Consider the following 25,175-nt stretch of genomic DNA (forward strand, 5'->3'; position numbering starts at 1 on the left):
GACTATGGAATTTGCAACACTGCACAGTATTTTGACCTTGATTCTGTTCGTTTCGTTCGTTGCTTTTGTTATCTGGGCTTACAGTAAAAAACGTAAGTCTGATTTTGAAGAGGCAGCAAACTTGGTCTTTGATGACGAACCTGAGTCAGGAAAACAATCTTCTAAACGGGAGTCGGAGCATGAGTAGCTTCTGGAATCTTTGGATTTGGGTACTAACCATACCAGTATTGGTTTTATGTGTAGTCCTATTATTGTGGAACCTAAAAAATTATGTGGGCGTGCCGGAAGATCAGCCGACAGACCACGAAGTTGATGGCTTAAAAGAGTTGAATAATCCGCTACCAAAATGGTGGACTTATATGTTCTTTGCCACCTTGATTTGGTCGGTTTTCTATCTAGCCGCTTACCCAGGCTTAGGTAATTACAAAGGCTTTTTAGGCTGGACTAGCTCGAACCAAGGGATTAAATCTTTGGAAGAGTCGCGTCAGGCGGTTGAATTAGCCCGAGCGGAAGGCCGCCATGTAGCGCTAGATGTGGAAAATGCTAAGGCTGATGAAGTCTATGGCCCTGTGTTTCAACAGTTTGCGCAGCGTGATGTGTTAGATCTGGCCTATGACGCTGAAGCGTTAAAGATCGGTCAACGCTTATATTTGCAAAACTGTGCACTGTGTCACGGTTCAGATGCACGTGGTCAACGTGGCTTTCCTAATCTGACAGACAATGACTGGCTATACGGCGGTTCAGCTGAGAAAATTAAGGAAACCTTGTTGTATGGTCGTAAAGCTGCCATGCCTGGTTGGGAAGCTGCTTTAGGTGACCAAGGTATTAAAGAAATGACGGCTTATGTACTGCAACTATCTGGCCGTGCTGTAAATGAAAAAGATGCCGAAGCGGGTAAAGCTAAATTTGGGATGTGTGCGGCCTGTCACGGTGTAGATGGTCGCGGCAGCGTAGCGCACAATTTACCTTTTGGCGCACCTAACCTGACTAACAACATCTGGTTATATGGCGGCTCTGCCGCAGCAATTGAAGAAACCTTACGCCATGGTCGTTATGGTGTGATGCCAGCCTTCAAAGATACGCTGGGTGAAGATAAAGTTCATATCTTAACCGCTTATGTGTATCGTTTAGCAAATCCGGAAGATCTGCGATAAGCGCTTTGCTAACACAGCGGTGAGCAATCTGATAAACTCTAAGCCCCGAAAGGGGCTTAGTTTTATGGTTACATAAAAGAGGTAATTTATGCAGGAAGATACCAAACCTTGGTATAAGTATGTGTGGCCTTGGGTATTAATCGCCATTCCGGTGATCACCGCGTTAAAAGCCGTGCATACTGTTGTTGTTATGCAACAGCACAAACCTGAGATGGTAATTGATGATTACTATAAGGCTGGCAGAACCATTAATTTGCAATTAGCCAAATACCGTGAAGCCGCTTTACGCAATTTAGATGCACATATTTTAGTGGCTGGTAACCGCGCGGTTATTCGTTTCGCAGAAAACGCCGTATTAGGTGACAGTATTCATTTAGACTTTTACCACCCAACTTTAGGTGATCGCGACTTTGCGGTAGATGCCGAGCGTAGTGGTGAGCTTTTGTATGTGGCTACCCTACCCTTAACGCCGAATGGTCGTTGGCGCTTAACGGTTACTGATGATTCTCAAGAGTGGCGTTTAAAAGCGAACTTAACCTTGCCGGCCGAACAAGAAATTAAACTAGGCTACTAAAAGGATTGGGCCTTGAGTGCAGTTAAGTGCTTCCATTGTCATGAGCCTGTTTTAACAGGCGATCGCTTTACTTCGCAGCTTGATAACCAACCACAGCATTTTTGTTGTGCGGGTTGTCAGGCTGTTGCTGAAACCATTTTTAGTAATGGCTTACAAGACTACTATAAATTTCGCACAGAATCGGCTGCTAAAGTTAGCGCCATGCCTGAACAGCTGTTGGCAGAATTAGCCAGCTTTGATAATGCAGAAGTCTTAGCCGATATTAGCCGTCAACACGATGATTTAACCGAAATTGAACTCTCCATCAGCGGTATGAGTTGCGCCGCTTGTGCTTGGCTGATTGAAAAGCAACTGAAACAACATGCGGCGATTGCCAGCGTCGCCATTAACGCCTCGACACAGCGCGCTTTACTGCGTTTTGACCACAGCCAGTTACCGCTTAGCCAGATTATCAAAGCCATTGCCGCTTTAGGCTATCAGGCGAGCCCTTTTGTTGCGGATCAAGAAGAGCAGGTTTTTAAGCAAGAGCTTAACCGTTATTTAAAACGTCTCGCCGTCTCCGGCATTTTAACCATGCAAGTGATGATGTTAGCATTCGCGCTATATTTTGGTGAATACACCGGGATAGACGCTTCGCATGAAGGCTACTTGCGTTGGATCAGCATGTTATTAACGGTCCCTGTTATTTTATATGCCGCCAAACCCTTTTTAATCAGTGCCTGGCGCAGCACCAAAGCACGTCAGATGAATATGGATGTGCCGGTTACCTTAGCGCTCTATTACACCTTTTTCGCTTCTAGCTATGCCACAGTATTTAAAACAGGCGAAGTCTATTTTGAATCGGTCTGTATGTTTACTTTCTTACTGCAATTAGGCAAGTTCTTTGAGTTTCGAGCCAGAGCTCAGGCACGCGAAGCCACCAGTAACCTGTTAAAAATTATGCCCGTTACCGCTACCCTGCTAACGGAGCATGGGCCTGAGCCGACCTCCGCCAGACGCTTGCAACCCGGTGATGTGATTTTAGTCAAAGCAGGAGAAACCCTAGCAGCTGATGGTACTGTATTAGAAGGTAATAGTTCGGTAGATGAATCTATGCTTACCGGAGAATACCGCCCTATCGCAAAAGCGCAGGGCGACGCGGTGCTAGCCGGCAGCATCAATCATGATGGTCTGTTGCATGTTCGTGTTAGTAATGTGTTGGCACATTCGAGACTTGGACAAATTATTCAGCTGCAACAACAAACGTTAAGCCAAAAGCCTAAACTAGTTGAAAAAACTGATGCCTTGGCGAAGTACTTTGTCGAGCGGTTGTTAGTTATCGCAGTATTAACCTTTTTACTGTGGTTTTTCTGGTGGAATCCTGATCGTGCTTTTTGGGTAACCTTATCGGTACTCGTTGCCACTTGCCCATGTGCGCTCAGTTTAGCCACCCCTACCGCTATTACCTGTGCCCTAGCACGATTAAATCGCCGCGGTATTTTAATTAAAAATGCTCAAGCTTTGGAAACCTTGCCAGAGATTACCCATATTGTATTGGATAAAACCGGCACCTTGACGGAAGGTAAGTTTAGTATCAGTAAGCTGACGCTGTGCTCGGATCAATTTACTGAAGCCGCAGTGTTAAATCTGATTGCCAATTTAGAACGCTATTCCGAACATCCCATTGCCCGCGCTTTTGCCACACACTTAACTGAACAACTGCCGTTGACGGATGTAGAAGTTAGTATCGGCGCAGGCATTCAAGGACGTTGGTGTGGCGAAACAGTACGGGTTGGCAGTGCTGCCTTTTGTCAGTTACCTGAGCAGCCCGATGCGATGGTGTATGTCAGTTTGGCTGGGCAAGCGCTGGCTTACGTACAGTTAGCAGATAAATTAAGACCTGAAGTGCCCGCACTGATTCAAGCCTTGCAGCAGCAAGGTTATCGCCTAGGCATGTTAACTGGCGATAGCTCTTCACAAGCGGAGCAAGTCAGTAGCGCTTTAAAGTTAGATTTTATGGTGAAAAGCTGTAGCCCAGAACGTAAGGTTGCGGAAATTCAACAGTTAATTAAACAAGATGCCAAAGTATTAATGTTGGGCGATGGTATTAATGATAGCCCTGGTTTTAATGCCGCCCATGTCTCTGTCGCGGTACATTCAGGAACCGACCTGTCGAAAAACCAAGCCGATGTGGTGCTGTTGCAGCCTGATCTTAATCTGTTACAACAACTGTTAGTGGGCGGCAAAACCACTGCTAATGTTATAAAACAAAACTTAGCGTGGTCGGTCGGATACAATGTTATTATTATTCCGTTAGCCGTAGCAGGGTTTGTCTCACCTTATATTGCGGTTATCGGTATGTCATTCAGCTCGTTGCTGGTTGTGTCTAACTCGCTGAGGTTACTCAAAAAATGAGTATTATTTATGTTTTAATACCGATTGCTATCTTATTTGTTGCCATTGGCATAATGATCTTTTTCTGGGCGGTCCGTTCTAAACAGTTTGAAGATTTGGAAAAAGAAGGCTTTAGTATCTTGTTTGAAGAAGAACAAAACACCACGCCTAAAGCAAAACAACACACAGATGATCATTGATTATCCCGCCGCTTTACTGATCGGTTTACTCGGCAGTAGTCATTGTTTGGTGATGTGCGGCGGCATTGTCGCCGCGCTACAATTTTCGATGCCAACACAAAGCCGTTGGCAAAAGTTACGCCTCCAGCTGCTACTTAGCCTCGGTCGGCTTACCACCTATGCTTTTTTCGGTGCTGTAGTGGGCTATTTTGGTGCTACAGCCATGAGTTTAGCCGGTGCTTCTATGTTGTGGCTACGCTTAATTGCTGGGTTATTACTGGTGGCTATGGCACTTTATATTGCTCGGCTCTGGTTTGGTTTAACCTTGCTAGAACGGTTAGGGCAAGGGCTTTGGCATAAAGTACAACCCTACAGCAAACGATTATTGCCTTTAGACAGCGCACCTAAAGCCTACGGCTACGGGTTGTTATGGGGCTTTTTGCCCTGTGGTTTAGTCTATTCGACGCTCAGTTGGAGTTTAGCCAGCGGCAGTGCTTCAGCCGGTGCCTTACTGATGCTGGCGTTTGGTTTAGGCACACTACCAGCACTGGTTATTTTTGGTGCCGCGGCAACAGCGCTAACTAAGTTAAAAAACCAACTATGGTTTCGTTACAGCGCAGCGTTACTGTTGGCTATTTATGGTTTTTATACAATTTGGCTTGCTTTGCGAAGACTAGTTTTTTAAGCTAGTGCAGGTTTTAGGGATAATAGGATCACCCCATGCAACGTTCAGCGATAAATTGTCAGGATTGTGGTTTCAGTCAACTTTGCCTGCCTTTTTCACTTACTGATCAGGAAATGTCAAAGCTTGATGATATTATTCAACGTAAACGCCCATTACATAAAGGTGACATACTATTTGAAAGTGGTACCCCGCTAAAATCTTTGTATGCGATTCGCACTGGCTCCTTTAAAACCTTTACCTTAACCGAACAAGGCGAACAACAAATCACCGGCTTTCATTTACCTGGTGATGTGATTGGCTTTGATGCCATCAGCAGTGAGCTGCATGCCAGTTATGCTGAAGCGCTAGAAACCGGTATGATTTGTGAAATCCCCTATAACAACCTCGAGTCATTGTTGGGGCAATTACCGAAACTTCGCCAGCAGATGATGCGGTTAATGAGCCAAGATATTCAGGCGGATCAGCAGATGTTGTTATTACTTAACCGTAAAACAGCAGAGCAAAAATTGGCAACTTTTTTAAATCATCTCTCTTCGCGCTATGCCAGCAGAGGTTTTTCAGCCAAGGCGTTTCGCTTAAGTATGACTCGCAGTGATATTGGTAATTATCTTGGCCTCACGGTAGAAACCATTAGCCGCTTATTAAGTAAAATGCATAAAGATAATGTCATTCAAGTTGATGGTAAACTTATTACTATTTTAGAACCTTCAGCCTTAAGTGATATTGCCGGTTACTGCTAAAACCGGCTTTTTATTGATTTAACACAATCCGAGCTTTCCTATATCAGGTTATCTTGACTACACTAAATTTATGTAGCGAGTTAATCTGATAAGGAACAGTCAAATGTCTTTATTTAATAATATATTAGTTGTACTTGATCCTACTGCCGATGAGCAAAAAGCGCTAGATCGTGCGCTTGAACTGGCTCGTCGTCAGGGCTGTAAGTTAACCGCCTTTGTGTCAGTTTACGAATTCTCCTACGAAATGACGACCATGCTCTCGGGTGACGAGCGTGAATCCATGAAACACGCAGTGATAAAAGATCGCGAACTATGGATTGCTAACTACCTCTCTGCCGCTCGCGAGCAAGGCTTAGACATTGCTATCAAAGTCGTTTGGCACAACAGGCCTTTTGAAGCGGTGGTCAAAGCGGTGCTGGAAGATCAATACGATTTAGTGATTAAGGGTACGCATGATCATGACGTGTTGAAATCGATGATTTTCACGCCAAGTGACTGGCATATTCTGCGAAAATGTCCCTGCCCGGTATTACTAGTAAAAGAACATGACTGGCCGGAACAAGGCAATATTATTGCTGCAGTAAACGCTGGGAGTGAAAAAGAGCATCATTTATCGCTTAATCAACGCATCATTGAGCAAGCGCAACAGATGGCAGCATTACTGAATGCCAAAGTGCACCTGGTCAACGCTTACCCTGGTACGCCAGTAAATATTGCTATCGAAATTCCTGAATTTAATCCACAGGAATATAACAGCACCATGCAACGTCATCATAAAGATGCCATCTTTGGCTTAGCAAAACGCTACGACATTGCTGCTGAGCAATGCCATGTGTTAGAAGGCATGCCGGAAGATGTGATCCCAAAACTGGCTCGTGAATTAGACGCCGAGATGGTGTTAATTGGCACTATTGGCCGTACCGGACTTTCTGCAGCAATCATTGGCAATACTGCCGAGCATGTGATTGATCGCCTCGATTGTGATGTACTGGCGTTAAAGCCGGCTAATTTTGTTTGTCCGCTGGAAAAAAGCTAAACAACTCCTTTGGTAAAAGGCCGTAATTTGAGTATATAATATCGGCCTTTTTTCCATCGGGTAGTTGAACATGTCACACGCAGCTGAAGCAAAAGCGCAATATAATCTAAACAAACTGCACAAAAGACTGCGCAGAGGTGTTGGTCAGGCTATCGCCGACTTTGGCATGATTGAAGACGGTGATAAAGTGATGGTTTGCCTGTCTGGCGGCAAAGACTCTTACACTTTGCTGGATATTTTGCTTAATTTACAACAATCCGCACCGATCAGTTTTAGCATTGTGGCGGTGAATCTCGATCAGAAACAACCCGGCTTTCCTGCTGAAGTCTTGCCAAATTACTTAAGGGGTATTGGCGTAGATTTTAAGATTGTGACTGAAGATACCTACTCAATTGTTAAAGAAAAAATCCCTGAAGGTAAAACCACCTGTTCGCTTTGTTCGCGGCTACGTCGGGGTATTTTGTATCGCACAGCAAAAGAGCTTGGCGCGACCAAAATCGCCTTGGGGCATCACCGTGATGACATGTTGGAAACGTTGTTTTTAAATATGTTTTATGGCGGCAAAATGAAGTCTATGCCGCCGAAACTGATCAGCGATAATGGTGAACATATCGTGATCCGCCCCCTTGCCTACTGCAAGGAAAAAGACATCGAGAAATATTCTGTTGCCAAAGGCTTTCCCATCATTCCTTGCAACCTCTGTGGTTCACAAGACGGCCTGCAGCGTCAGGTAGTAAAAGAAATGCTGCAAGACTGGGATAAACGCTTTCCAGGACGTATTGAAACCATGTTCCAAGCCATGCAAAACATCGTGCCATCGCACTTAGCCGACAAAAACTTATTTGATTTTGTCGCTATTAGCAAAGAAGCTGCGTTAGTAGGAGAAGGCGATACGGCGTTTGATAAAGTTGCGGTACCAACAATACCTGTGGGCTTAGAGCAAGATGACGATGAGCCTTTGCTCACCCAAACCGTGCAGTTAGCCTAGCTAGCCTAACAGGGTGCAAAAAGTGTGACAACAAGGCTAAATCAGCCGTTGTCACGCTGTCTACGCTTGGATAGTAAGCGCTAACCTTCTTCTAATAAATGCCGATTAAACCGAATCATGCTGGTAATCTCAGCAATATATTCGCTGCCCCGCTCTGAATAAGCCATTAAACCTTGGGCTAATGCCTCGGCGCTGATCGGCTTATTTTCTGCGCGTAATTGCGCACGAATTTGCCGCAATGGTTCATACGTATGGAAGGTATTTAAATTATAGAAATAGCTACGAATAGCTTGTGCCGGACTATCAAAACGCGCCACTTCGTGAAACTGATCTTCAGCGCGTTGTAACGGTACCATGCCACAGCCTTCTCGAAAACACCACTGACCAAAAAAGTTGTAGCCTTCTACCGCAAAACGGCTGGTGCCCCAAGCAGATTCATTAGCTGCTTGCACCAAAACTAAGCTCTCTGGAATGATATCAACGCGTAATAATAATTCATTAAGTGTATTAAGATCACTTTCAGTAACCTCTAACCGAAACTCATCGTATAAACTATACAAAAAAGCATAATCCTCTAGCTGTAAACGCAGATTTTTTTGCTTTTTTTCCATAATTTTTTGTAAATCTGACCTTAGCAGCAGTAAGCGTTGATTCTCCTGCCGGATATAAGGTCGTAAATAGTCAAAAAAGGCTTTCTTTTTCTCGGTAACATCCACAATAGCATTAAAATCTGGCAATGGTTTCTTCGGGATCTCATGGCGAGGATAAGCTAAACGCTGTAACAGTTTATTCTGATCGACTTCTGACATTGCGGACAATCGCGTCGGCTTTTGCCACTCTTCCAGCAATTCTGGCTCTTTAAGTGGTTCAAGCGTAGTAAAAGGATGCAGTATGGCGTAGCCAACCAGCAACCAAACTGCGAGCAAAAAAAACTTACGAATTACGGGCATCAACCACCTATCTTGTCGTTCTAGAGTGTGCAAAACACCAAATTGACCTTATTTTATGGTTTTATTCTACCTTTTAACCGCTATGGATTCGACCTAAATGTTTTTAGGCAGTTTTTTTTGGTTTTTCATGCTGAAATCATTGCAAATTTCTGCTGGCTGATAAAAACTACCTGTCACTTTTAGCAGTCTGGATGGATAGGGTTAGCGGGTACTATTATGAAACCAATAGAGCGTTCCACAAAATTAGATGGGGTTTGTTACGACATTCGTGGACCTGTGGCACGAGAGGCGCGCCGAATGGAAGAAGAAGGTCACCGCATTCTCAAGCTAAATATTGGTAACCCTGCGCCCTTTGGCTTTGAAGCACCCGATGAAATTTTAAAACACGTTATTCATAACCTACCCACTGCCCAAGGTTATTCCGACTCGCAAGGTATTTATCCGGCACGCGTAGCGGTGGCGCAGTACTATCAGCAACGCGGTATCTTAGGGGCCGATGCGGATGATGTATACATCGGTAATGGCGTATCTGAACTGATTTTAATGTCGCTGCAAGCCTTATTAAATAATGGCGACGAAGTCTTGGTGCCAATGCCAGATTATCCACTGTGGACAGCCGCGGTCAATTTAGCTGGCGGTAAAGCAGTTCATTATCTTTGCGATGAGCAGCAAGGCTGGTTGCCGGCGTTAGAAGATATTAAAGCCAAAATCAGTAAAAAAACCCGCGCCATTGTGCTGATTAACCCGAATAATCCAACAGGGGCAGTTTATGATAAAGCCTTTTTATTGGAGCTGTTAAAACTCGCGCGCCAGCACAAACTGGTGGTGATGAGCGATGAGATCTACGATAAGGTGTTATTTGATGGTACCGAGCATGTCAGTACCGCCGCCTTAGCTGATGATTTGGTCATGCTGACATTTAGTGGCTTATCGAAAAATTATCGGATCGCCGGTTTTCGGATTGGCTGGCTGTTTATCTCAGGAGCCAAGCATCTGGCTAAACATTATATTGAGGGGTTAAATATTTTGGCCTCAATGCGGCTTTGTGCCAATGTGCCCTGTCAGCATGCCGTGCAAACAGCGCTAGGTGGCTATCAAAGTATTAATGAGCTGGTGGTACCAGGTGGTCGTTTGTATGATCAAATGGATTTAGCACATAAATTAGTAACGCAAATTGATGGCATTAGCTGCATGCGGCCAAAAGGTGCGATGTATCTGTTTCCTAAAATTGATTTGAAAAAATACAAAATCAAAGATGATGAATTATTCGTGTTAGATTTCTTACGCCAACACAAGGTGCTGTTAGTGCATGGTCGTGCCTTTAACTGGCCTGAGCCTGATCACTTCCGTATTGTGACCTTACCGCATAAAGAACAATTAACCCAAGCCATCACTAAACTCGCGCAATTTTTGCCTGGCTATAGCCAATAAACGCAATTTCACTTCTGCCAGCGCGGATCGCACCCTCGCTGGCTTACTGTTTGGATAGGTGTAATGACTGCAGATTTTTCTTTTGCCTCCTTGTTTGAATCCTTTACGACGCAGTTAGCCGCCATGGTGTTTTATGCCATAAAGGTTCAGGGTGTCGATATTCCCTTAGTGTTGATTTGGTTAATCAGTGGTGCGCTGATTTTCACCTGCTATCTAGGGTTTATAAACATCCGAGGCTTTAGTTACGCCATCAAACGCCTGTTTGCTAAACCTGAAACTAACGCCAGTGGCGAGATCTCGCCTTATAAAGCCTTGACTACAGCCCTTTCTGGCACTGTCGGTACCGGCAATATTGCTGGGGTCGCGGTAGCAATTAGCTTAGGTGGGCCAGGTGCGACCTTTTGGATGATCGTAGCCGGTTTACTGGGTATGTCGACCAAATTTGTCGAATGTACCCTAGCGGTTAAATACCGGCAACAGCATGCCGATGGAACAGTGTCAGGTGGCCCCATGTACTACATTAAAGCCGCCTTAGATAAATACCACTTACCCACACTAGGCACAGTGTTAGCGATGTTTTTCTCCGTGGCGGTGATTTTTGGCTCGGCGGGATTTGTGCATGTAAACCAAGGTTTTGTGCAGGTACAAAGTGTGACCGGTTTTGATAATCCATGGTTATTTGGGGTGATCTATGCCGCGTTAATTGGTGCCGTCATTATTGGCGGTATTAAAAGCATTGCGAATGTCACCAGTAAGTTAGTACCTGCCATGTGTGCGATTTACTTAACGGCGGCCTTTGTGGTGATTGGTTATCATATTACAGAAGTGCCAGCGGCCTTAGCCTTAATTGTGAAAAGCGCATTTGCTCCCGACGCGGCTTATGGTGGCTTTATCGGCGTATTGATCCAAGGGTTTCGTCGTGCGGCTTATTCGAATGAGGCTGGCATTGGCTCCTCGCCGATTGCCCATGCGGCAGCGAAAACCAAAGATCCGGTATCACAAGGCTTTGTTGGCTTACTAGAGCCCTTTATCGACACCGTATTGATTTGTACAATTACCGCCTTGGTGATTATTCTGACCGGCGCTTATCAAGTGCAAGGCTTAGATGCAGTGCAAATTACCTCTGGCGCTTTTGCATCCGTAATTGACTGGTTTCCAATCGTGTTAATGATCGCTTTGCTGTTGTTTGGCTTTTCTACTGTTTTAAGCTGGTCTTATTACGGTTTGACCGGCTGGCGCTATTTAGTCGGCAATAGACCAACCTTGACCACGCTTTATAAGGTGCTGTTTTGCGGTATGGTCTCCATGGGTGCCGTACCGAATATTATGGCGGTATTTGATTTTATCGACTCGATGATTTTCTTAATGGCAGTACCGAATATTTTGGCCTTGTATTTACTGTTACCGGAAGTAAGAGCCGATTTACAGCGTTATTGGGCAGCTCGTCAAAAACAGTTGTGAGCCATCGGCTTTAGTAATGCGAGTTGCAAAGCGACAAGCCAACTCTTCATAAGAAACATAAGAAACAAACAGCTGCGGTCAAAGCGACTGCAGCCTGTTTTTAAATCTGCTAAACACCGCGGGCCATGCCTAAGCCGCCTGCTCGGCTTTGGTCGATTTTTTGACTGCTGTTAGCTCAACCTGCTCTGTAGGCTCTGCTTGCACCATGGCTTTAGCTGGCGCTTTTTTTACCCCTAACGCTACCAATAATGCCTCTTTTTGCTGCGCGAGATAGAGTGCAAGGCTTTCTGCTTGCTGCTCTGAGTCGACTAAGGTGCTTTCTTGCAGGATAAGCTGCAAGGCATCCGCCATGTCGAGCATCTTGTCATAGGCATCTGCCTCAGCTTTAGAGGTAAAGGTCATTTTTTCTACTCCATTGCGCTCTACAACATATTTGGTAATTACCGCCATTTTTATACCCTCTGCTAGAAAACTGTTTATTTATACAGTATAAATTACGCCTCGTCTAGCGCCAATGCAAAGTATCGCTTGTTCTGTCTAACTGGTTTAGTATAGTGTTTTAGTATAAGTCGCTGAATATCGCTAGTTTTGACGGGAGAAAGTATGGATGACATGTGGTCTGCTCGCCGCTCGGCGGCGCCTGGCGATCGGCCTTTAGATCATAGAACACCTTGGCAACGCGATCGCGCCAGAGTGCTTCACTCCGCGGCCTTTCGCCGTTTGCAATCGAAAACGCAAATTCTCGGTATTGGTCAAAATGATTTCTATCGCACGCGTTTAACGCATTCTTTAGAAGCGGCGCAAATTGGTACCGGCTTGCTAAGCCAACTGCGCTTAAAGGTTAGCCCTGGCTTAGCCGCAAGCTTACCCGATGATAGCTTAATGGAAGCGCTCTGTTTAGGGCATGATCTAGGCCATCCGCCTTTTGGTCATGGCGGTGAAACCGCGCTCAATTATAAAATGCTGGCTTATGGCGGCTTTGAAGGCAATGGTCAAACCCTGCGAATAGTAGCGAAACTAGAGCCCTATACCGAATCACACGGCATGGATCTGACGCGTCGAACCCTGCTCGGCTTGTTAAAGTATCCAGTTTTACAACCCCCTTTATCCGCGCCGATGCTGGCAGAGAATCCATTAAGTTTAAATCAATGGCATCCTGCCAAGGCGGTGTTTGCTGCCGATAGCGCGATTTTAGATTGGATTTTGGCGCCGCTGAACCTAGATGAGCGGGAGGCGTTTCAGCAATGTGTTACCTTAGCAACCTCACCTTGGCAAAAATCGCTACATAAGTCCTTAGATGCCTCCATTATGGAGTTGGCTGACGATATTGCCTATGGTGTGCACGATTTAGAAGACGCTATTGTGCTGGGCAATATTAGCGCGGAGCAATGGCATAGCTTTACAGCAGAGCCTTTTCGCGTGCTGCCCAAGGCAATACAACAGCGTTTAACCGAGCTGGCTAACAACTTATTTGCCAAAGCCCATCATCTGCGTAAAGATGCGATTGGTTCGCTGGTTAATCAATTAATTACCTCAGTAACCTTAGTGGAAAGTTTACCTAATAGCCAAACACCGTTAATCCGTTATAACGCCGCTTTGGCCGAGCAGGAACAACATATTTTGCAAACGCTGAAGCAATTGGTATACCGCTGCGTCATTCAACAACCAAGTATTCAACAATCGCGTTTTCGTAGCCAAAATATGCTGCTAAAACTGTTTGATGCGTTTGCTTCTGATCCTGAGCGTTTGCTACCAGTCAATACCCAACAGCGCTGGCAACAGGCTGCTAACCTTGCTGCAAAACAGCGAGTGATTTGTGATTATATTTCGGGCATGACCGATGACTATGCTGAACGCATGTATTTAACCTTATTTGGTAATTAAACTTTTTGTATGTAACGATGAAAAGGAGTTTCTGTGGCGTCGCCTTTACGTGTTTTAGCCGGTAGTACCGCCTTTGCGCATATTCAACAACATGGCCTGCGAGCAGACGATATCAAATTGCTGGTGGGTGCCAGTGGTGGGCCGAAATGGTTTTGTTTATATGGTTTAGACCAATATTTATTGGCTGAATTTTTTAAAGATAGAACACAGCCATTACATTTATTAGGTAGTTCGGCTGGTGCGTGGCGTTTTGCCTGTTATGCGCAAACCGATGCCGTGGCGGCTTCGTCACGTTTTGCTAAAGCCTATTCCGAGGTGTGTTACCCCAAAGGCGCCGATATTCGGCTGATCTCGCGCATCTCGCAAGCCATTATTGATGAAGTGTTGCCCACAGAGCAGCATCTGCTGCAGGTGCTGAATAACCCAGTGATGAAGCTAAATATTATTGTCGATCGGGCGCGCGGTTTAAATAAAAGTACCAGCCCCTTGCTACAAGGCACAGGGTTAATGTTAACCGCCAGCGCCAATTTAGTTAGTCGGCGTTGGCTAAAACATTTTTATCAGCGCGTACATTTTCATGTGGCAGACGCCACTGAACAGTTTTACCACAGTGCCAGTTTACCGACCGAACATGTGTTACTCACGAAAGACAATCTCAAAGCCGCTGTGATTGCCAGTGGCGCTATTCCGATGGTACTGGACCCGATAGCGGATATCGCCGGCGCCAAACCTGGGCGTTATTTCGATGGCGGGATCACCGATTACCATTTTGACCAGCCTTTTATCGACAATGGCTTAGTGCTTTATCCGCATTTTTATCCTGAACTAATCCCAGGCTGGTTTGACAAGAGTTTACGCTGGCGTAGAGCCAAGCAAGCGCATCTGCATAATGTAGTATTACTCTGCCCCTCAAATGAATGGGTAGCCAGCTTACCCTATGGCAAGATCCCTGATCGCAAAGACTTTAAGCTTAACGATCATACACGTATTCGTTATTGGCAGCAGGTATTAGCACGCTCACAGGAGTTAGCGGAAGCTTTTGCAACAGGGAACTATCAGCTAGCGTTATTGTAAATAAATTAACGATACCTCCTTTAAAAGTAAAAATTCATTTACATTTAAAGTTTACTCACGCAGAATCAGATCTCTTTATCGGAGAACCCTATGTCGAAGTTTTCATTAGTTTTTGTAAGTATGCTGGCAACCTTAAGTTTAAGTGGTTGTACTGTGCTGGGAGCCTTAATGGACAGTAAACACAGTAATGACCAGCAAAATGCTCACCATCCAAGCACTGGGCAGGTTCAGCCAAGCGAGCCAAGCCCCTTTACTGAATTGGGTATGGCGATTGATGGCGCCGTTATCAATAAAGTGAAAGAACTTGCCACACTTGAAGCGGCTAAACCCAAACAAGTCTGCAAGCACAATGGCTACTTCACAGAATGTCGCACGCTTGGCAAGCAACAAGAAAAAGCCAAGGATTAATCTACCTGCCTGTACCGGTGTAACTGCTCACACAGCTGTTGCATCGCATCTAGCATCCTCGGTGTAGCCCGATAAACCCAATCGGGCTCTAGCGTAATAAAAGCCTGCTGCGTTACCGCCGGTATACTCTGATAACGTTGCCAAAATTGATCTTGAGCGCGGCTGTCTTTTAGCGCTCGCACTATCACTGCAGGTTGGCGTACTAATAATTGCTCTAGTTGCGGCTGCGGATAGTCAGTTTTGGCATCGGCAAAAATATTTTCAGCACCACAGCCTGTCAGCATTTGTGCTGGCCAGGCTTGATTCGCCACCGTACTGAGTGGCTCAATGCTCATGGCATAAAATACCTTTAGCGGGGTTTGCTCTGCATAGCGTTGTCGTAATGCTGTTAGTCTTTGTTGCACCTGCTGCGCTAATTGCTGTCCCTGCTCCGCGTGCCCCAACCACTGCCCGATTTGTGCCAGCTCTTTGGCAATATCGTCTAGCAGTATGGGATCAGAAAACTCAACGCGAATACCAAATTGGCTTAAGCGAGCCAGATCTGCTGGCGGATTACCGCTACGCCAAGCCAATACTAAATCCGGTTTAAGGGCTAAAATGGCCTCGATATTTAAAGCAGCAAAACTATTCACCCGCGGTAAGGCTTGCGCCTGCTGCGGATAATCGCTGTAATCACTCACTGCCACCAGTTTATCACCCGCTCCTACGGCATAAACAAGCTCCGTAATATGTGGTGCTAAGCTAATTACGCGCTGCGGTGGCTCTTGCTCTGCCGAAATAACCTCAGCGGCATATAACAAGATTGCCAATACTGACAGCACACAGAGTGGCTGCAACCAACCCTCTAACTTTTGCTGCAGACTATAAACGCGCTGTTGTATCCACGAAACCATCCCTAGCAACCTTATTTTATCGTGCTGAACATTACCAATCTAAGCCACGCTGCGCTTTAACACCGTGATCAAAAGCATGTTTTATCGCGGCAATTTCACTGACGGTATCGGCCAGTTCAAGTATACGGCGGTGACACGCGCGTCCTGTAATCACCACATGTTGCTTAGCCGGCCGGTTTAATAAGGCTTGTTCAACGCGTTCCAGCGGCAAATAATGATAACTAAGCATATAGGTCAGCTCATCTAACAGCACCATATCGATAGACTCATCAGCCAAAAACCGTTCTGCATCTTGCCAAACCAGCTCTGCCGCTGCGATATCGGCGGCTTTATCTTGGGTATCCCACGTAAAGCCGGTAGCCATCACAGAGAATTCAACACCATGTTGCTGCAGTAAATTACGTTCACCACACTCCCAACTGCCTTTGATAAACTGTACTACGGCTGCGGTTAAGCCATGTCCCACGGCGCGCGCCACTGTGCCAAACCCTGCGGTAGACTTGCCTTTACCGTTACCGGTAATCACCAGCATTAAGCCTTTTTCGATACTGGCTCGCGCCACGGCGGCATCCACCTGCGCTTTTAACCGCTGCTGCCTCGCTTGATGCCGTTGTTGTTTAATCTCTTCCGTTACCATTTCGATACCTATTAGCCTTGTTGGAGCTGTCGCCGCAACATCAGTAAAAAGAACACACTGCCCAACACCGAGGTGATGACACCTAGAGGAATTTCTTGCATTGCAAGCAAACTACGCGCCAGATTATCGACCCAGATCATAAAGATCGCGCCAAACAATGCCGAACCTAACAACAAAGGAACCGCCGTTACGCCGAGAAAATAGCGCACCATATGCGGCACCATTAAACCGACAAAGGCAATGCCACCGCACTGGGCGACGATACAGGCGGTCACCAATGCGGTTAGCAACAACATGGCCAGCCGTAAACGCTGCACATTAACGCCTAAACTACGGGCGCTCTCATCAGATAACAGTAAAGCATCCAGCTGCCGACGCAGCGCCAGCGCCACCAGCAACAATATCGCCACCGCTGGGGCAATTAATAACACGCTTTGCCAGTCGGCACGACTTAAGCTGCCCATTAACCAGAAGATCACCCGATTTGCAGCAAAGGGCTCAGCAAAGTACAAAATAAAACTGCTAATGGCACTCAGCATAAAAGATACGGCTACGCCAGCCAACAAGGTCACTTCCATTTTTTGTAAGCGATTACCAGCACAGGCTAAAAATACCAGCGCCACCGCCAGTAAAGCCCCTAAAAATGCGGATAAGGCCAAACTGATTAACTGCTCAGGTAATAAAATACTGGCTATCGTTGCGCCCAAACCCGCACCAGCCATTAAACCAAATAAGTAGGGATCAGCCAGTGGATTACGACTGACATTTTGTAATACCGCCCCCGCGACCGCTAATCCAGCCCCCACCAACATCGCCGTGACCAAGCGAGGTAAACGAATTTGCCAAATAATCGTTTGCGATAAGCTATCGGGCTGTATTTGGCCGCTTAACACCTGCCACACGTCAACGATACTGAGTTGGACACTGCCAATTTGTAAGCTAAGCAAGACGCTAGCAACAAGTATCACAATTAACAGCAGTAAGGTCATGCGCTGGCGCTGTACAATGCTGCAAGTGGCTTGGTTTAGCATTAGCGCAAACCTCCGTTACAGGTTGGCGCAGCAAGATCAGCTGCACTAACAAAGGTAACCTGTAACCAGCCATAATGGGGATGAGCGGTTACTTCACAGGGTAAACCAAAAACCTGTTGCAGCAAGACTGGCTGCAACACCTCGTCGGGTGTACCAAAGGCGATAAGCTCGCCCTGATCTAACAACAGCAATTTATTGCAATAGCGGGCTGCTAAATTAAGATCGTGCATGCAACAAACGACAGTTTTCCCCAAGTCTTGTAACAGCCGTAGTACCTGATGCTGGTATTGCACATCCAAATGATTAGTGGGTTCATCTAATAACAGAATATCCGCTTGCTGCACTAGAGCGCGAGCGATAAATAAGCGTTGTAGCTCGCCGCCAGACAGCCTTGCCGTCGCATCATGCTGCTTGTCTGCTAAGCCAACCTGCGCTAACGCCATAGCGACTTGATGTCGATCCGCATCATTATCTGTTTCAAACCATTGTTTATGGGGGATTAACCCCATTGCAGCGACTTGAAAACAAGTCAAGCCGATTGGCGGCATACTCATTTGCGCGACCGTAGCCACGCGTTTGGCTAAAGCATGACCGTTCAGACGCTGCATAGCTCGACCTGCCAAATAAAGCTCACCTGCGCTGGGGACTAAACTGCCACTAAGTAACTGCAATAACGAGCTTTTACCTGCACCATTAGGACCAATGATACCAACGAGATCGCTGGCTTGAATGTCTAAGGTCAGCGAGTTGAGTACCTTACTACCCATTGCTTTATTGCGGTGCTTCGCCGCAGCTGGATAGTGAAAGGAAAGTTGTTTTAAGCTATACATTGCAACCGACAAAGCAGTACCCTGAAATCCTGTAGGTCATTATTGTAACAGCAAAATATTCAATCAAATAACCTATTCAGCATCAAGCAAGGCTATACGGCTACTAAATTACGTTTAGGCAGGTATTTAGCGCGAAACCAAGCGCTGCATTACCGCGGCCTCTTTATTGCGAACCAAGTTTTTTAACAGCAATCTTCAACTTAGCTGCTAAGCTTTAATGCAGTAAAGCACAGAGGAGCAAGATAATGACGATGAAGGTTTTAGCAATCAGTGGCAGTTTAAGGGCAAAATCAACGAACAGAGGGATGTTACGTTATGCTCAAGCCAATGCCCCAAAAGGTATGAAAATTCATTTAGCCGATTTGTTAGATGTGCCTTTTTATAATGCAGATTTAGCTGAAAAACCCCCTGCTGTTTTAAGATTACTGCAAGAATTTGCAGAGGCCGATGCACTGTTGTTAGGTTGCCCTGAGTACAATTACTCACTCGCGCCGGCCCTAAAAAATGCTTTAGATTGGGCATCTCGAGAAGCGGATAATCATTTATTACGCGGTAAGCCGGTAGCAATTATGGGATCCGCCGCAGGAATGGGCAGTTCACGGGCACAATACCATTTAAGACAAGTCTGTGTTTACCTCGATTTACACCCATTAAATAAACCGGAAGTCTTTGCGAATGCTTTCAGTGGCGCCTTTGATCATGATGGCAACCTAAAAGATGCTAAGATCCAAGACAACATTAAACAACAACTTAATGCACTGACCGTCTGGTGGCATAAACTTCGCGACTAACCCCTCGCTTCGGCGAAAACGCTAAGCGACTTAGTAAGCGCGTTAAGTTGATTTGCAGTGGATGGCTGTTACTCTGTAGAATGAGCTTTAATAACACATTCTGCCGTAAATTAACTTAACGTCAGTTAGATCTTGTGCTTGTAAATATGGATATTTTTCTTTGATGAAATGGCTTTCTTTTATTTTGCTCTGTTTACTACCAGTCAGTGCCTTAGTTGCCAGGCCGCAATTCGCAACGGAGTTGCAGATGCGCCAGGCCTTAAACTCACCCGCCGCGCAATACAGCCAAGCCTTGATTAATGAAGCTTACACTAGGCTAGGCATTAAAGCCGACTTTATTGATGTGCCCTTTGGACGCAGCTTGGTTGAATCGAATAAGGGCGTATTAGACGGTGAAATCGCCAGAGTACTTAGAGTCACAGAGCACTATCCCAACCTGCTGACTGTGCCCTATATCTTGTTTGATACAGAAGTTTATTTGTATATAAACCAACAGCAATGCCCCAAATGCACCCTTGACACTGTGCAAAGTTTAGCCTTTGTGCGCGGTTCATTAATTATCGAACATATCCTAAAACAGCTACCGGCTTCCCGCAGAGTCATTAGCTCAGGAACTATCGAAAGTACTAAAACGTTATTTTTTAGTGGTAAAGTAGATGCGGTTATTTTTGCCGCTTATCGACTCTCTAACACTGCGGAATTTGCTGTTGCAGAACATCACTTAATGAGCTTACCAGATTACCATCTGCTGCATCGAAACCATCAGGCGTTGTTACAACCCTTGGCGGAAATGTTTTTGCAATTGGAGCAAGAAGGCTTTACGCAGCGTTTACGTTTAGAGTATGGGGTAACAGCACCTCGACGCCAACTGCAGCCGGGTCAAGCGCCTTTTGCAGAATATTAACCATTTACAACAGAATAAAGCCTCGCAATGCGAGGCTTTAGCTTAAGAGAATACCCTATTATTTGGTGTATTTATCTAACCATTGAAACACTTCGTTATACCAGCGTACGCGGTTATCCGGTTTTAAAATCCAGTGATTTTCATCTGGGAAAATCACCAGTCTTGATTCAATCCCTTTGCGTTGCAAGTTAGTAAAAGCCCCTAAGCCTTGCGCATAAGGCACACGGTAATCTTTTAAACCATGAATCACTAACATCGGCGTTTGCCATTTATCGGCATGTGCAGCGGGATTAAACTTGGCGTAATCGGCATTCGGATCCCAAGCCGTACCCCCTAGGTCAAATTCCGGAAACCACAGCTCTTCCGTACTGCCATAGAAGCTTGGCATATCATATAAACCGGCATGATTGACCAGACACTTGAAACCCGTCGGCCAATTGCCGGCGATCCAGTTCATCATATAGCCGCCGTAAGACGCACCCAGTGCACAGGCACGGTTGCCATCAATCCACGGTTGCGCCTGCACGATATACTCAAAACCTTTTTGCAAATCAATTAAAGGCTTACCGCCCCAATCGCGGCTGATGGAATCGGTAAAGGCTTGACCATAGCCAGTAGAGCCATGGAAGTCGACCATTACCACGGCATAACCCTTAGCAGCATACATTTGCGCATTCCAGCGCTCATTAAACATATTGCCAAAACTGCCTTGCGGGCCACCATGCACTAAAAAGGCCATTGGGTATTTTTTATTGGCATCAAAATTCCAAGGTTTGACCAAGTAACCATACACGGTCGTCCCTTCAGCACCTTCGAAACTGAATTGCTCAAAATCACCAAATTGCACCGCAGCACGCCACTGCGCATTCACATCGGTGAGTTGCTGGACTTGCGAACCATCTGGCCCAGTTTGGAAGATTTCAATCGGCATATTTAACCGATGGTTAGTAAAGACTAATTTATCACTGGCTACCTGTAAGCTTCCGGCATAGCCATCACCATAGACTTTTATCACATCACCAAAGCTGGTATTGATGGCATAAATACTAAATTGCCCTACATCCTGCGTCGTGACATAAATGGTGCGGTTGTCTAAACCAAATTGATAATCATAAATGGATCTATCCCAATTGGCTGCCAGTTCTTTTTTCTCACCCGTGACCAAGTCTAATACCATTAAGCCAAAGCGATCCGCTTCAGCGCCAGGTTTTTTCATGGCGAGATACGCCATAAAACGACCATCTTGCGAGAATTTTGGCTTAGCATCCCAAGCCGGATTGTCTGCCGTTAAATTGATTTTTTCACCGCCCGTCAGCGGCACTTGAAAAATATCAAAGTTAGTATGCCATGCTTGGTCAACGCCAGGGATCTTGGCACTAAATACCAGCTGCTGGTTATCTGGAGTAAAGGCCACTTGATCAATACCGGCAATATTGGTATTCCAATCTGCCATCAAGTTTTTTGCATCCGTAATCGGTTTATCTGCCAGCACAGCAACATGCAGATGCTCACGGTATTGATCAAGCCAGTGATCCCAATGTCTGACCATCAGTTGATCATACACCAAGGCCGTATCTTTTCTGGCTGCGTCTGCGGCTTGCGCGTCCAGCGTACATTGTAAGCTTTGACAACCCGGTTTTACTGTTAACGACAGCGCCACGGTTTTGCCATCGGCAGCCAATTTAAAGCCATTTACCGGTAAAGGCAGCTGAGTAACCGGTTGTGCTTCACCGCCATCTAAACGCAACTGCCAAATTTGATCGCTGCCATTGCGATTAGCAATAAAGAAGATACTGCGACCATCTGGATGCCATTGCACGGCGCGTTCACGGCTGTTGTGCTGCGTTAAGCGTTTGGTGCTGCGCGTGTCACCTAAGGTCATTAAATACAAATCGTGCGAGGTATCGGCAGGCGCAAAACCGCCGTTAGTTTGACTGTATACTAGCGCACGACCATCAGGGGATAAGGCGACATTGCCAATTTTATTATGTTGATTTAGATGTTCGACCGTTAGCGGTCCCTTGGCCAATACACCGCAACTAAATAAGGTAGCGGCAACTAAGGTGAGTTTTTTCATCAGGTTCCCTCGGTTAGCAAAAGGCCGCAGTCGTTGCTGCGGCCTGTTTTTATTATGCTTAGGCTTTGCTTAATTTGGCATCCAGCTCGGCGATATTGGCTTTCCAAATCACTGGGCCTTGTTGATGCACATTGTTACCATTACTATCCACCGCTACGGTAACTGGCATATCTTCGACGTCAAATTCGTAGATAGCTTCCATACCAAGATCAGCAAAGGCGACAACACGAGCTTTTTTAATGGCTTTAGACACTAAATAGGCGGCACCACCCACGGCCATTAAATACACCGCTTTGTGCTCTTTAATGCTAGCCACAGTTTTATCGCCACGCTCTGATTTACCAATCATGCCCAGCAAACCGGTTTGCGATAACATCATATCGGTAAATTTATCCATGCGCGTAGCCGTTGTTGGGCCGGCTGGGCCAACCACTTCATCACCTACGGCATCTACTGGGCCAACGTAGTAGATAAATTTATTCTTGAAATCAACGCCTTCAGGTAAGCCTTCGCCTTTATTCAGCATATCAGCAATACGTTTGTGCGCCGCATCACGGCCCGTCAGCATTTTGCCACTTAACAGCACGGTTTCACCGGCTTGCCAGCTTTGTACATCTGCTGGCGTAACGGTATTCAGATCAACCCGGCGCACATTGGCTCCCAGCTCCCAAGTCACTTGTGGCCAATCTTCCAGTTTCGGCGGGGTAATATCGGCTGGGCCTGAACCATCTAAATGAAAGTGCACATGGCGAGTCGCAGCACAGTTTGGGATCATTACCACCGGTAACGAGGCGGCATGCGTTGGCACAGACTTGATTTTCACATCCACAACGGTAGTTAAACCACCTAAACCTTGCGCGCCGATGCCCAATTTGTTTACTTTTTCATAAAGCTCTAAGCGCAGTTTCTCTTCGGCATTCTCGGCACCACGGTCTAGCAGCTCTTGAATATCGACCGGATCCATTAGCGATTCTTTGGCTAATACCGCGGCTTTTTCCGCAGTACCACCAATACCTATACCAAGCATACCCGGTGGACACCAGCCTGCGCCCATTTTCGGTAGGGTTTCTAATACCCAATCGACGATAGAATCTGATGGGTTTAACATAGCCATTTTGGTTTTGTTCTCAGAGCCACCGCCTTTAGCGGCAATCATCACTTCAACATGATGGCCTGGCACTAAATCGATATGCACAACCGCCGGCGTATTATCTTTGGTGTTTTTGCGTAAACCAGCCGGATCGGCAACAATAGAAGCGCGTAGCGGGTTATCAGGGTTTAAATAAGCACGGCGTGTGCCCTCATCCACCATTTGCTGCACGGTTAAATCGGTTTTATCCCATTTCACATCCATACCGATTTTCACAAAACACGTTACAATACCGGTATCCTGACAAATCGGCCGGTGGCCTTCAGCCGACATCCGCGAGTTAATCAAAATTTGGGCAATGGCGTCTTTAGCCGCTTGGTTTTGCTCTTTATGGTAAGCCACTTCTAGTGCTTTGATAAAATCCAATGGGTGATAGTAAGAAATGTACTGCAGCGCATCTTCAATGCTATCAATAAAATCTTGTTGACGAATTACGGTCATGCTGGCCCTTCCTCTGTCGCCAATGCAGGCGAGACATTTAACTATTAGTGTGGGTACTGGTATGATAGCGCGCATCGAAAACAGCGGCTAGTCCCAATCATGCAGCAGTATCTGATTTACGACGCAAATAACACGCCGGCAGCGGCGCTTTCTTTACTTGACCTGTTTGAGCAGTTCGCCGCTCAACCTTGGGCAATGTTACTGGACTCGGCCGATGCCAGCCATCCGAACAGCCGCTATCAGATTATGGTGGCTGAACCCTTGGCAACCTTAGTCAGTCAGCAGGGCAGCACCGTGCTGCATGATGAACACGGCAGTCATCATTACACAATAGACCCCTTTAAGGTATTAGACTGTGCGCTAAAACGCTATTTTCCTGAGCCGGCAACGACGCCCTTACCTTTCTGCGGCGGCGCCCTGGGGTATTTCGGGTACGATTTAGGTCGCTATTTAGAAAAAGTGCCCACTATTGCCGAAAATACGCTGCAATTACCCGATATGGCCATTGGCCTTTACTGCTGGGCGCTGATTTTTGATCAACATAAACAACAACTTTGGTTTAGTGATTATAGTGGCAAGGCAGAAGAAAATTGGCTTAAGCTACAACAGCGCTTAGCCAGAAGTGCTACGCAAACGAATAGCTTCTGTTTAACCTCGGCGTGGCAAGCAAATATGACCGAGCTACAGTACCAACAAAAATTTGCCCGAGTACAGGAAGAGCTTAAAAGCGGTAATTGCTATCAAATTAATTTAGCGCAGCGCTTTCATGCGAGCTATCAAGGCGATGAATGGCAGGCTTATCGACTGTTACGTGAGAAAAACGCCGCCCCATTTTCAGCCTTTATCCGTTTAGCCAATGCGACTGTAATCAGCATTTCACCTGAGCGTTTTTTACAATTAAAAGCCGGCATGATTGAAACCAAACCGATTAAAGGTACTCGCCCTAGAGGAACTTGCGCAGTCAGTGATCAAGCAGAGGCGGCAGCCTTGCAGCTATCGCCAAAAGATCGGGCCGAAAATGTGATGATTGTGGATTTACTACGCAACGATATTGGTAAAGTGAGTACGCCGGGGTCGGTAAAAGTCCCCGCACTTTTTGCCATTGAGAGTTTTCCGGCAGTGCATCATCTCGTTAGCACCATCAGTGGTCAGCTGGCTGCGCCCTATACGGCCTGTGATTTGCTGCGAGGTGCTTTTCCTGGTGGCTCCATTACGGGCGCGCCGAAAATCAGTGCCATGCAGATTATCGAACAACTGGAACCGCATCGACGTCATGTGTATTGTGGCGCTATCGGTTATATTAGTAGCAATGGCGATATGGATACCAATATTGCGATTCGTACGCTGGTCTGTGAGCAGCATACAATCTACTGTTGGGCGGGTGGTGGCGTGGTAGCAGATTCAAAAGCCGACAGTGAATATCAAGAAACCTTGGATAAGGTGGCACGTATCTTACCCGTATTATCAGCGATTGCAGGATAAAC

General features: G+C 46.1%; 25 protein-coding genes. 17 read left to right on the forward strand and 8 right to left on the reverse strand.

Annotated features, from left to right (window positions below; all coding sequences use genetic code 11):
• Positions 1-4 precede the first annotated feature (4 nt).
• The 9 genes from ACO1PK_RS00350 (at position 5) to ttcA (ending at position 7,729) form a co-directional block, all read left to right on the forward strand.
• The gene (locus ACO1PK_RS00350) at positions 5-187 is read left to right on the forward strand and encodes a cbb3-type cytochrome oxidase subunit 3 (protein ID WP_423186705.1); all 183 of its coding nucleotides are present in this window, start codon (positions 5-7) and stop codon (positions 185-187) included.
• Positions 180-1,154: a cytochrome-c oxidase, cbb3-type subunit III gene (gene ccoP / locus ACO1PK_RS00355; RefSeq protein ID WP_423186706.1), complete on the forward strand. Its 975-nt coding sequence runs from the start codon at positions 180-182 to the stop codon at positions 1,152-1,154. Before ACO1PK_RS00350 ends, ccoP begins: the two co-directional genes overlap by 8 nt.
• Before the next feature lie 88 nt (positions 1,155-1,242).
• Positions 1,243-1,728 (forward strand): FixH family protein, encoded by a 486-nt coding sequence (locus ACO1PK_RS00360; RefSeq protein ID WP_423186707.1) that lies wholly within the window; start codon positions 1,243-1,245, stop codon positions 1,726-1,728.
• Between the two features lie 12 nt (positions 1,729-1,740).
• The gene (locus ACO1PK_RS00365) at positions 1,741-4,122 is read left to right on the forward strand and encodes a heavy metal translocating P-type ATPase (protein WP_423186708.1); all 2,382 of its coding nucleotides are present in this window, start codon (positions 1,741-1,743) and stop codon (positions 4,120-4,122) included.
• Entirely contained in the window at positions 4,119-4,301 is a 183-nt protein-coding gene (gene ccoS / locus ACO1PK_RS00370; RefSeq protein ID WP_423186709.1) for a cbb3-type cytochrome oxidase assembly protein CcoS, read from the forward strand. Before ACO1PK_RS00365 ends, ccoS begins: the two co-directional genes overlap by 4 nt.
• Positions 4,291-4,965 carry a sulfite exporter TauE/SafE family protein gene (locus ACO1PK_RS00375; RefSeq protein WP_423186710.1) on the forward strand — a complete coding sequence of 225 codons (675 nt, stop codon included), beginning with the start codon at positions 4,291-4,293 and terminating at the stop codon, positions 4,963-4,965. The genes ccoS and ACO1PK_RS00375 overlap by 11 nt, the downstream gene beginning before the upstream one ends.
• A 35-nt stretch (positions 4,966-5,000) precedes the next feature.
• Complete coding sequence (fnr, locus tag ACO1PK_RS00380; protein ID WP_423186711.1) at positions 5,001-5,705, forward strand: fumarate/nitrate reduction transcriptional regulator Fnr; 705 nt, start codon at positions 5,001-5,003, stop codon at positions 5,703-5,705.
• Between the two features lie 103 nt (positions 5,706-5,808).
• Positions 5,809-6,741, forward strand: coding sequence for a universal stress protein UspE (gene uspE, locus ACO1PK_RS00385; RefSeq protein ID WP_423186712.1), 933 nt, complete (start codon positions 5,809-5,811; stop codon positions 6,739-6,741).
• Between the two features lie 70 nt (positions 6,742-6,811).
• Entirely contained in the window at positions 6,812-7,729 is a 918-nt protein-coding gene (gene ttcA / locus ACO1PK_RS00390; RefSeq protein WP_423186713.1) for a tRNA 2-thiocytidine(32) synthetase TtcA, read from the forward strand.
• An 80-nt stretch (positions 7,730-7,809) separates the two neighbouring features.
• On the opposite strand, the gene ACO1PK_RS00395 is transcribed toward ttcA, so the two are convergent.
• A complete protein-coding gene (locus ACO1PK_RS00395) occupies positions 7,810-8,679 on the reverse strand; it encodes a glucosaminidase domain-containing protein (RefSeq protein WP_423186714.1) in 870 nt (289 codons plus the stop codon).
• Positions 8,680-8,895: 216 nt separating this feature from the next.
• On the opposite strand from ACO1PK_RS00395, the gene ACO1PK_RS00400 reads away from it, so the two are divergent.
• Both ACO1PK_RS00400 and ACO1PK_RS00405 read left to right on the forward strand, forming a co-directional pair.
• Positions 8,896-10,110 (forward strand): pyridoxal phosphate-dependent aminotransferase, encoded by a 1,215-nt coding sequence (locus tag ACO1PK_RS00400; RefSeq protein WP_423186715.1) that lies wholly within the window; start codon positions 8,896-8,898, stop codon positions 10,108-10,110.
• A 63-nt stretch (positions 10,111-10,173) separates the two neighbouring features.
• Entirely contained in the window at positions 10,174-11,571 is a 1,398-nt protein-coding gene (locus ACO1PK_RS00405) for an alanine/glycine:cation symporter family protein (RefSeq protein WP_423186716.1), read from the forward strand.
• Positions 11,572-11,700: 129 nt separating this feature from the next.
• Here ACO1PK_RS00405 and ACO1PK_RS00410 read toward each other — a convergent pair whose 3' ends face one another.
• Positions 11,701-12,021, reverse strand: a complete 321-nt coding sequence (locus ACO1PK_RS00410) for a YebG family protein (RefSeq protein ID WP_423186717.1) — start codon at positions 12,019-12,021, stop codon at positions 11,701-11,703.
• Positions 12,022-12,174: 153 nt separating this feature from the next.
• Between ACO1PK_RS00410 and ACO1PK_RS00415 the strand changes: the two genes are divergently transcribed.
• The 3 genes from ACO1PK_RS00415 to ACO1PK_RS00425 all read left to right on the forward strand — a co-directional run bounded on the left by ACO1PK_RS00415 (position 12,175) and on the right by ACO1PK_RS00425 (position 14,937).
• The gene (locus ACO1PK_RS00415) at positions 12,175-13,455 is read left to right on the forward strand and encodes an anti-phage deoxyguanosine triphosphatase (protein WP_423186718.1); all 1,281 of its coding nucleotides are present in this window, start codon (positions 12,175-12,177) and stop codon (positions 13,453-13,455) included.
• Positions 13,456-13,488: 33 nt separating this feature from the next.
• Complete coding sequence (locus ACO1PK_RS00420) at positions 13,489-14,529, forward strand: patatin-like phospholipase family protein (RefSeq protein ID WP_423186719.1); 1,041 nt, start codon at positions 13,489-13,491, stop codon at positions 14,527-14,529.
• A 90-nt stretch (positions 14,530-14,619) separates the two neighbouring features.
• Entirely contained in the window at positions 14,620-14,937 is a 318-nt protein-coding gene (locus tag ACO1PK_RS00425; RefSeq protein WP_423186720.1) for a hypothetical protein, read from the forward strand.
• On the opposite strand, the gene btuF is transcribed toward ACO1PK_RS00425, so the two are convergent.
• From btuF to ACO1PK_RS00445, 4 genes are read right to left on the reverse strand one after another with little or no spacing between them, the layout of a single operon-like run.
• On the reverse strand, positions 14,934-15,830 hold the full coding sequence (btuF, locus tag ACO1PK_RS00430; RefSeq protein ID WP_423186721.1) for a vitamin B12 ABC transporter substrate-binding protein BtuF: 897 nt from the start codon (positions 15,828-15,830) through the stop codon (positions 14,934-14,936). The genes ACO1PK_RS00425 and btuF overlap by 4 nt on opposite strands.
• A gap of 31 nt (positions 15,831-15,861) precedes the next feature.
• On the reverse strand, positions 15,862-16,467 hold the full coding sequence (cobO, locus tag ACO1PK_RS00435; RefSeq protein ID WP_423186722.1) for a cob(I)yrinic acid a,c-diamide adenosyltransferase: 606 nt from the start codon (positions 16,465-16,467) through the stop codon (positions 15,862-15,864).
• An 11-nt stretch (positions 16,468-16,478) separates the two neighbouring features.
• Positions 16,479-17,498: a FecCD family ABC transporter permease gene (locus tag ACO1PK_RS00440; protein WP_423186723.1), complete on the reverse strand. Its 1,020-nt coding sequence runs from the start codon at positions 17,496-17,498 to the stop codon at positions 16,479-16,481.
• On the reverse strand, positions 17,498-18,340 hold the full coding sequence (locus ACO1PK_RS00445) for an ABC transporter ATP-binding protein (RefSeq protein WP_423186724.1): 843 nt from the start codon (positions 18,338-18,340) through the stop codon (positions 17,498-17,500). Before ACO1PK_RS00445 ends, ACO1PK_RS00440 begins: the two co-directional genes overlap by 1 nt.
• 233 nt (positions 18,341-18,573) lie before the next feature.
• Here ACO1PK_RS00445 and ACO1PK_RS00450 point away from each other — a divergent pair, with 233 nt between their 5' ends.
• Both ACO1PK_RS00450 and ACO1PK_RS00455 read left to right on the forward strand, forming a co-directional pair.
• Positions 18,574-19,119: an NADPH-dependent FMN reductase gene (locus tag ACO1PK_RS00450; protein ID WP_423186725.1), complete on the forward strand. Its 546-nt coding sequence runs from the start codon at positions 18,574-18,576 to the stop codon at positions 19,117-19,119.
• 247 nt (positions 19,120-19,366) lie between these two features.
• Entirely contained in the window at positions 19,367-20,023 is a 657-nt protein-coding gene (locus tag ACO1PK_RS00455) for an ABC transporter substrate-binding protein (protein ID WP_423186726.1), read from the forward strand.
• A gap of 58 nt (positions 20,024-20,081) precedes the next feature.
• On the opposite strand, the gene ACO1PK_RS00460 is transcribed toward ACO1PK_RS00455, so the two are convergent.
• Positions 20,082-22,100: a S9 family peptidase gene (locus tag ACO1PK_RS00460; protein WP_423186727.1), complete on the reverse strand. Its 2,019-nt coding sequence runs from the start codon at positions 22,098-22,100 to the stop codon at positions 20,082-20,084.
• A gap of 58 nt (positions 22,101-22,158) precedes the next feature.
• Positions 22,159-23,691, reverse strand: coding sequence for a fumarate hydratase (locus ACO1PK_RS00465; protein ID WP_423186728.1), 1,533 nt, complete (start codon positions 23,689-23,691; stop codon positions 22,159-22,161).
• A 99-nt stretch (positions 23,692-23,790) separates the two neighbouring features.
• Between ACO1PK_RS00465 and pabB the strand changes: the two genes are divergently transcribed.
• Positions 23,791-25,173, forward strand: coding sequence for an aminodeoxychorismate synthase component I (pabB, locus tag ACO1PK_RS00470; RefSeq protein ID WP_423186729.1), 1,383 nt, complete (start codon positions 23,791-23,793; stop codon positions 25,171-25,173).
• Positions 25,174-25,175 lie beyond the last annotated feature (2 nt).

The organism is Alishewanella sp. d11 (assembly GCF_049390205.1).
Classification (GTDB): Bacteria; Pseudomonadota; Gammaproteobacteria; order Enterobacterales; family Alteromonadaceae; genus Alishewanella.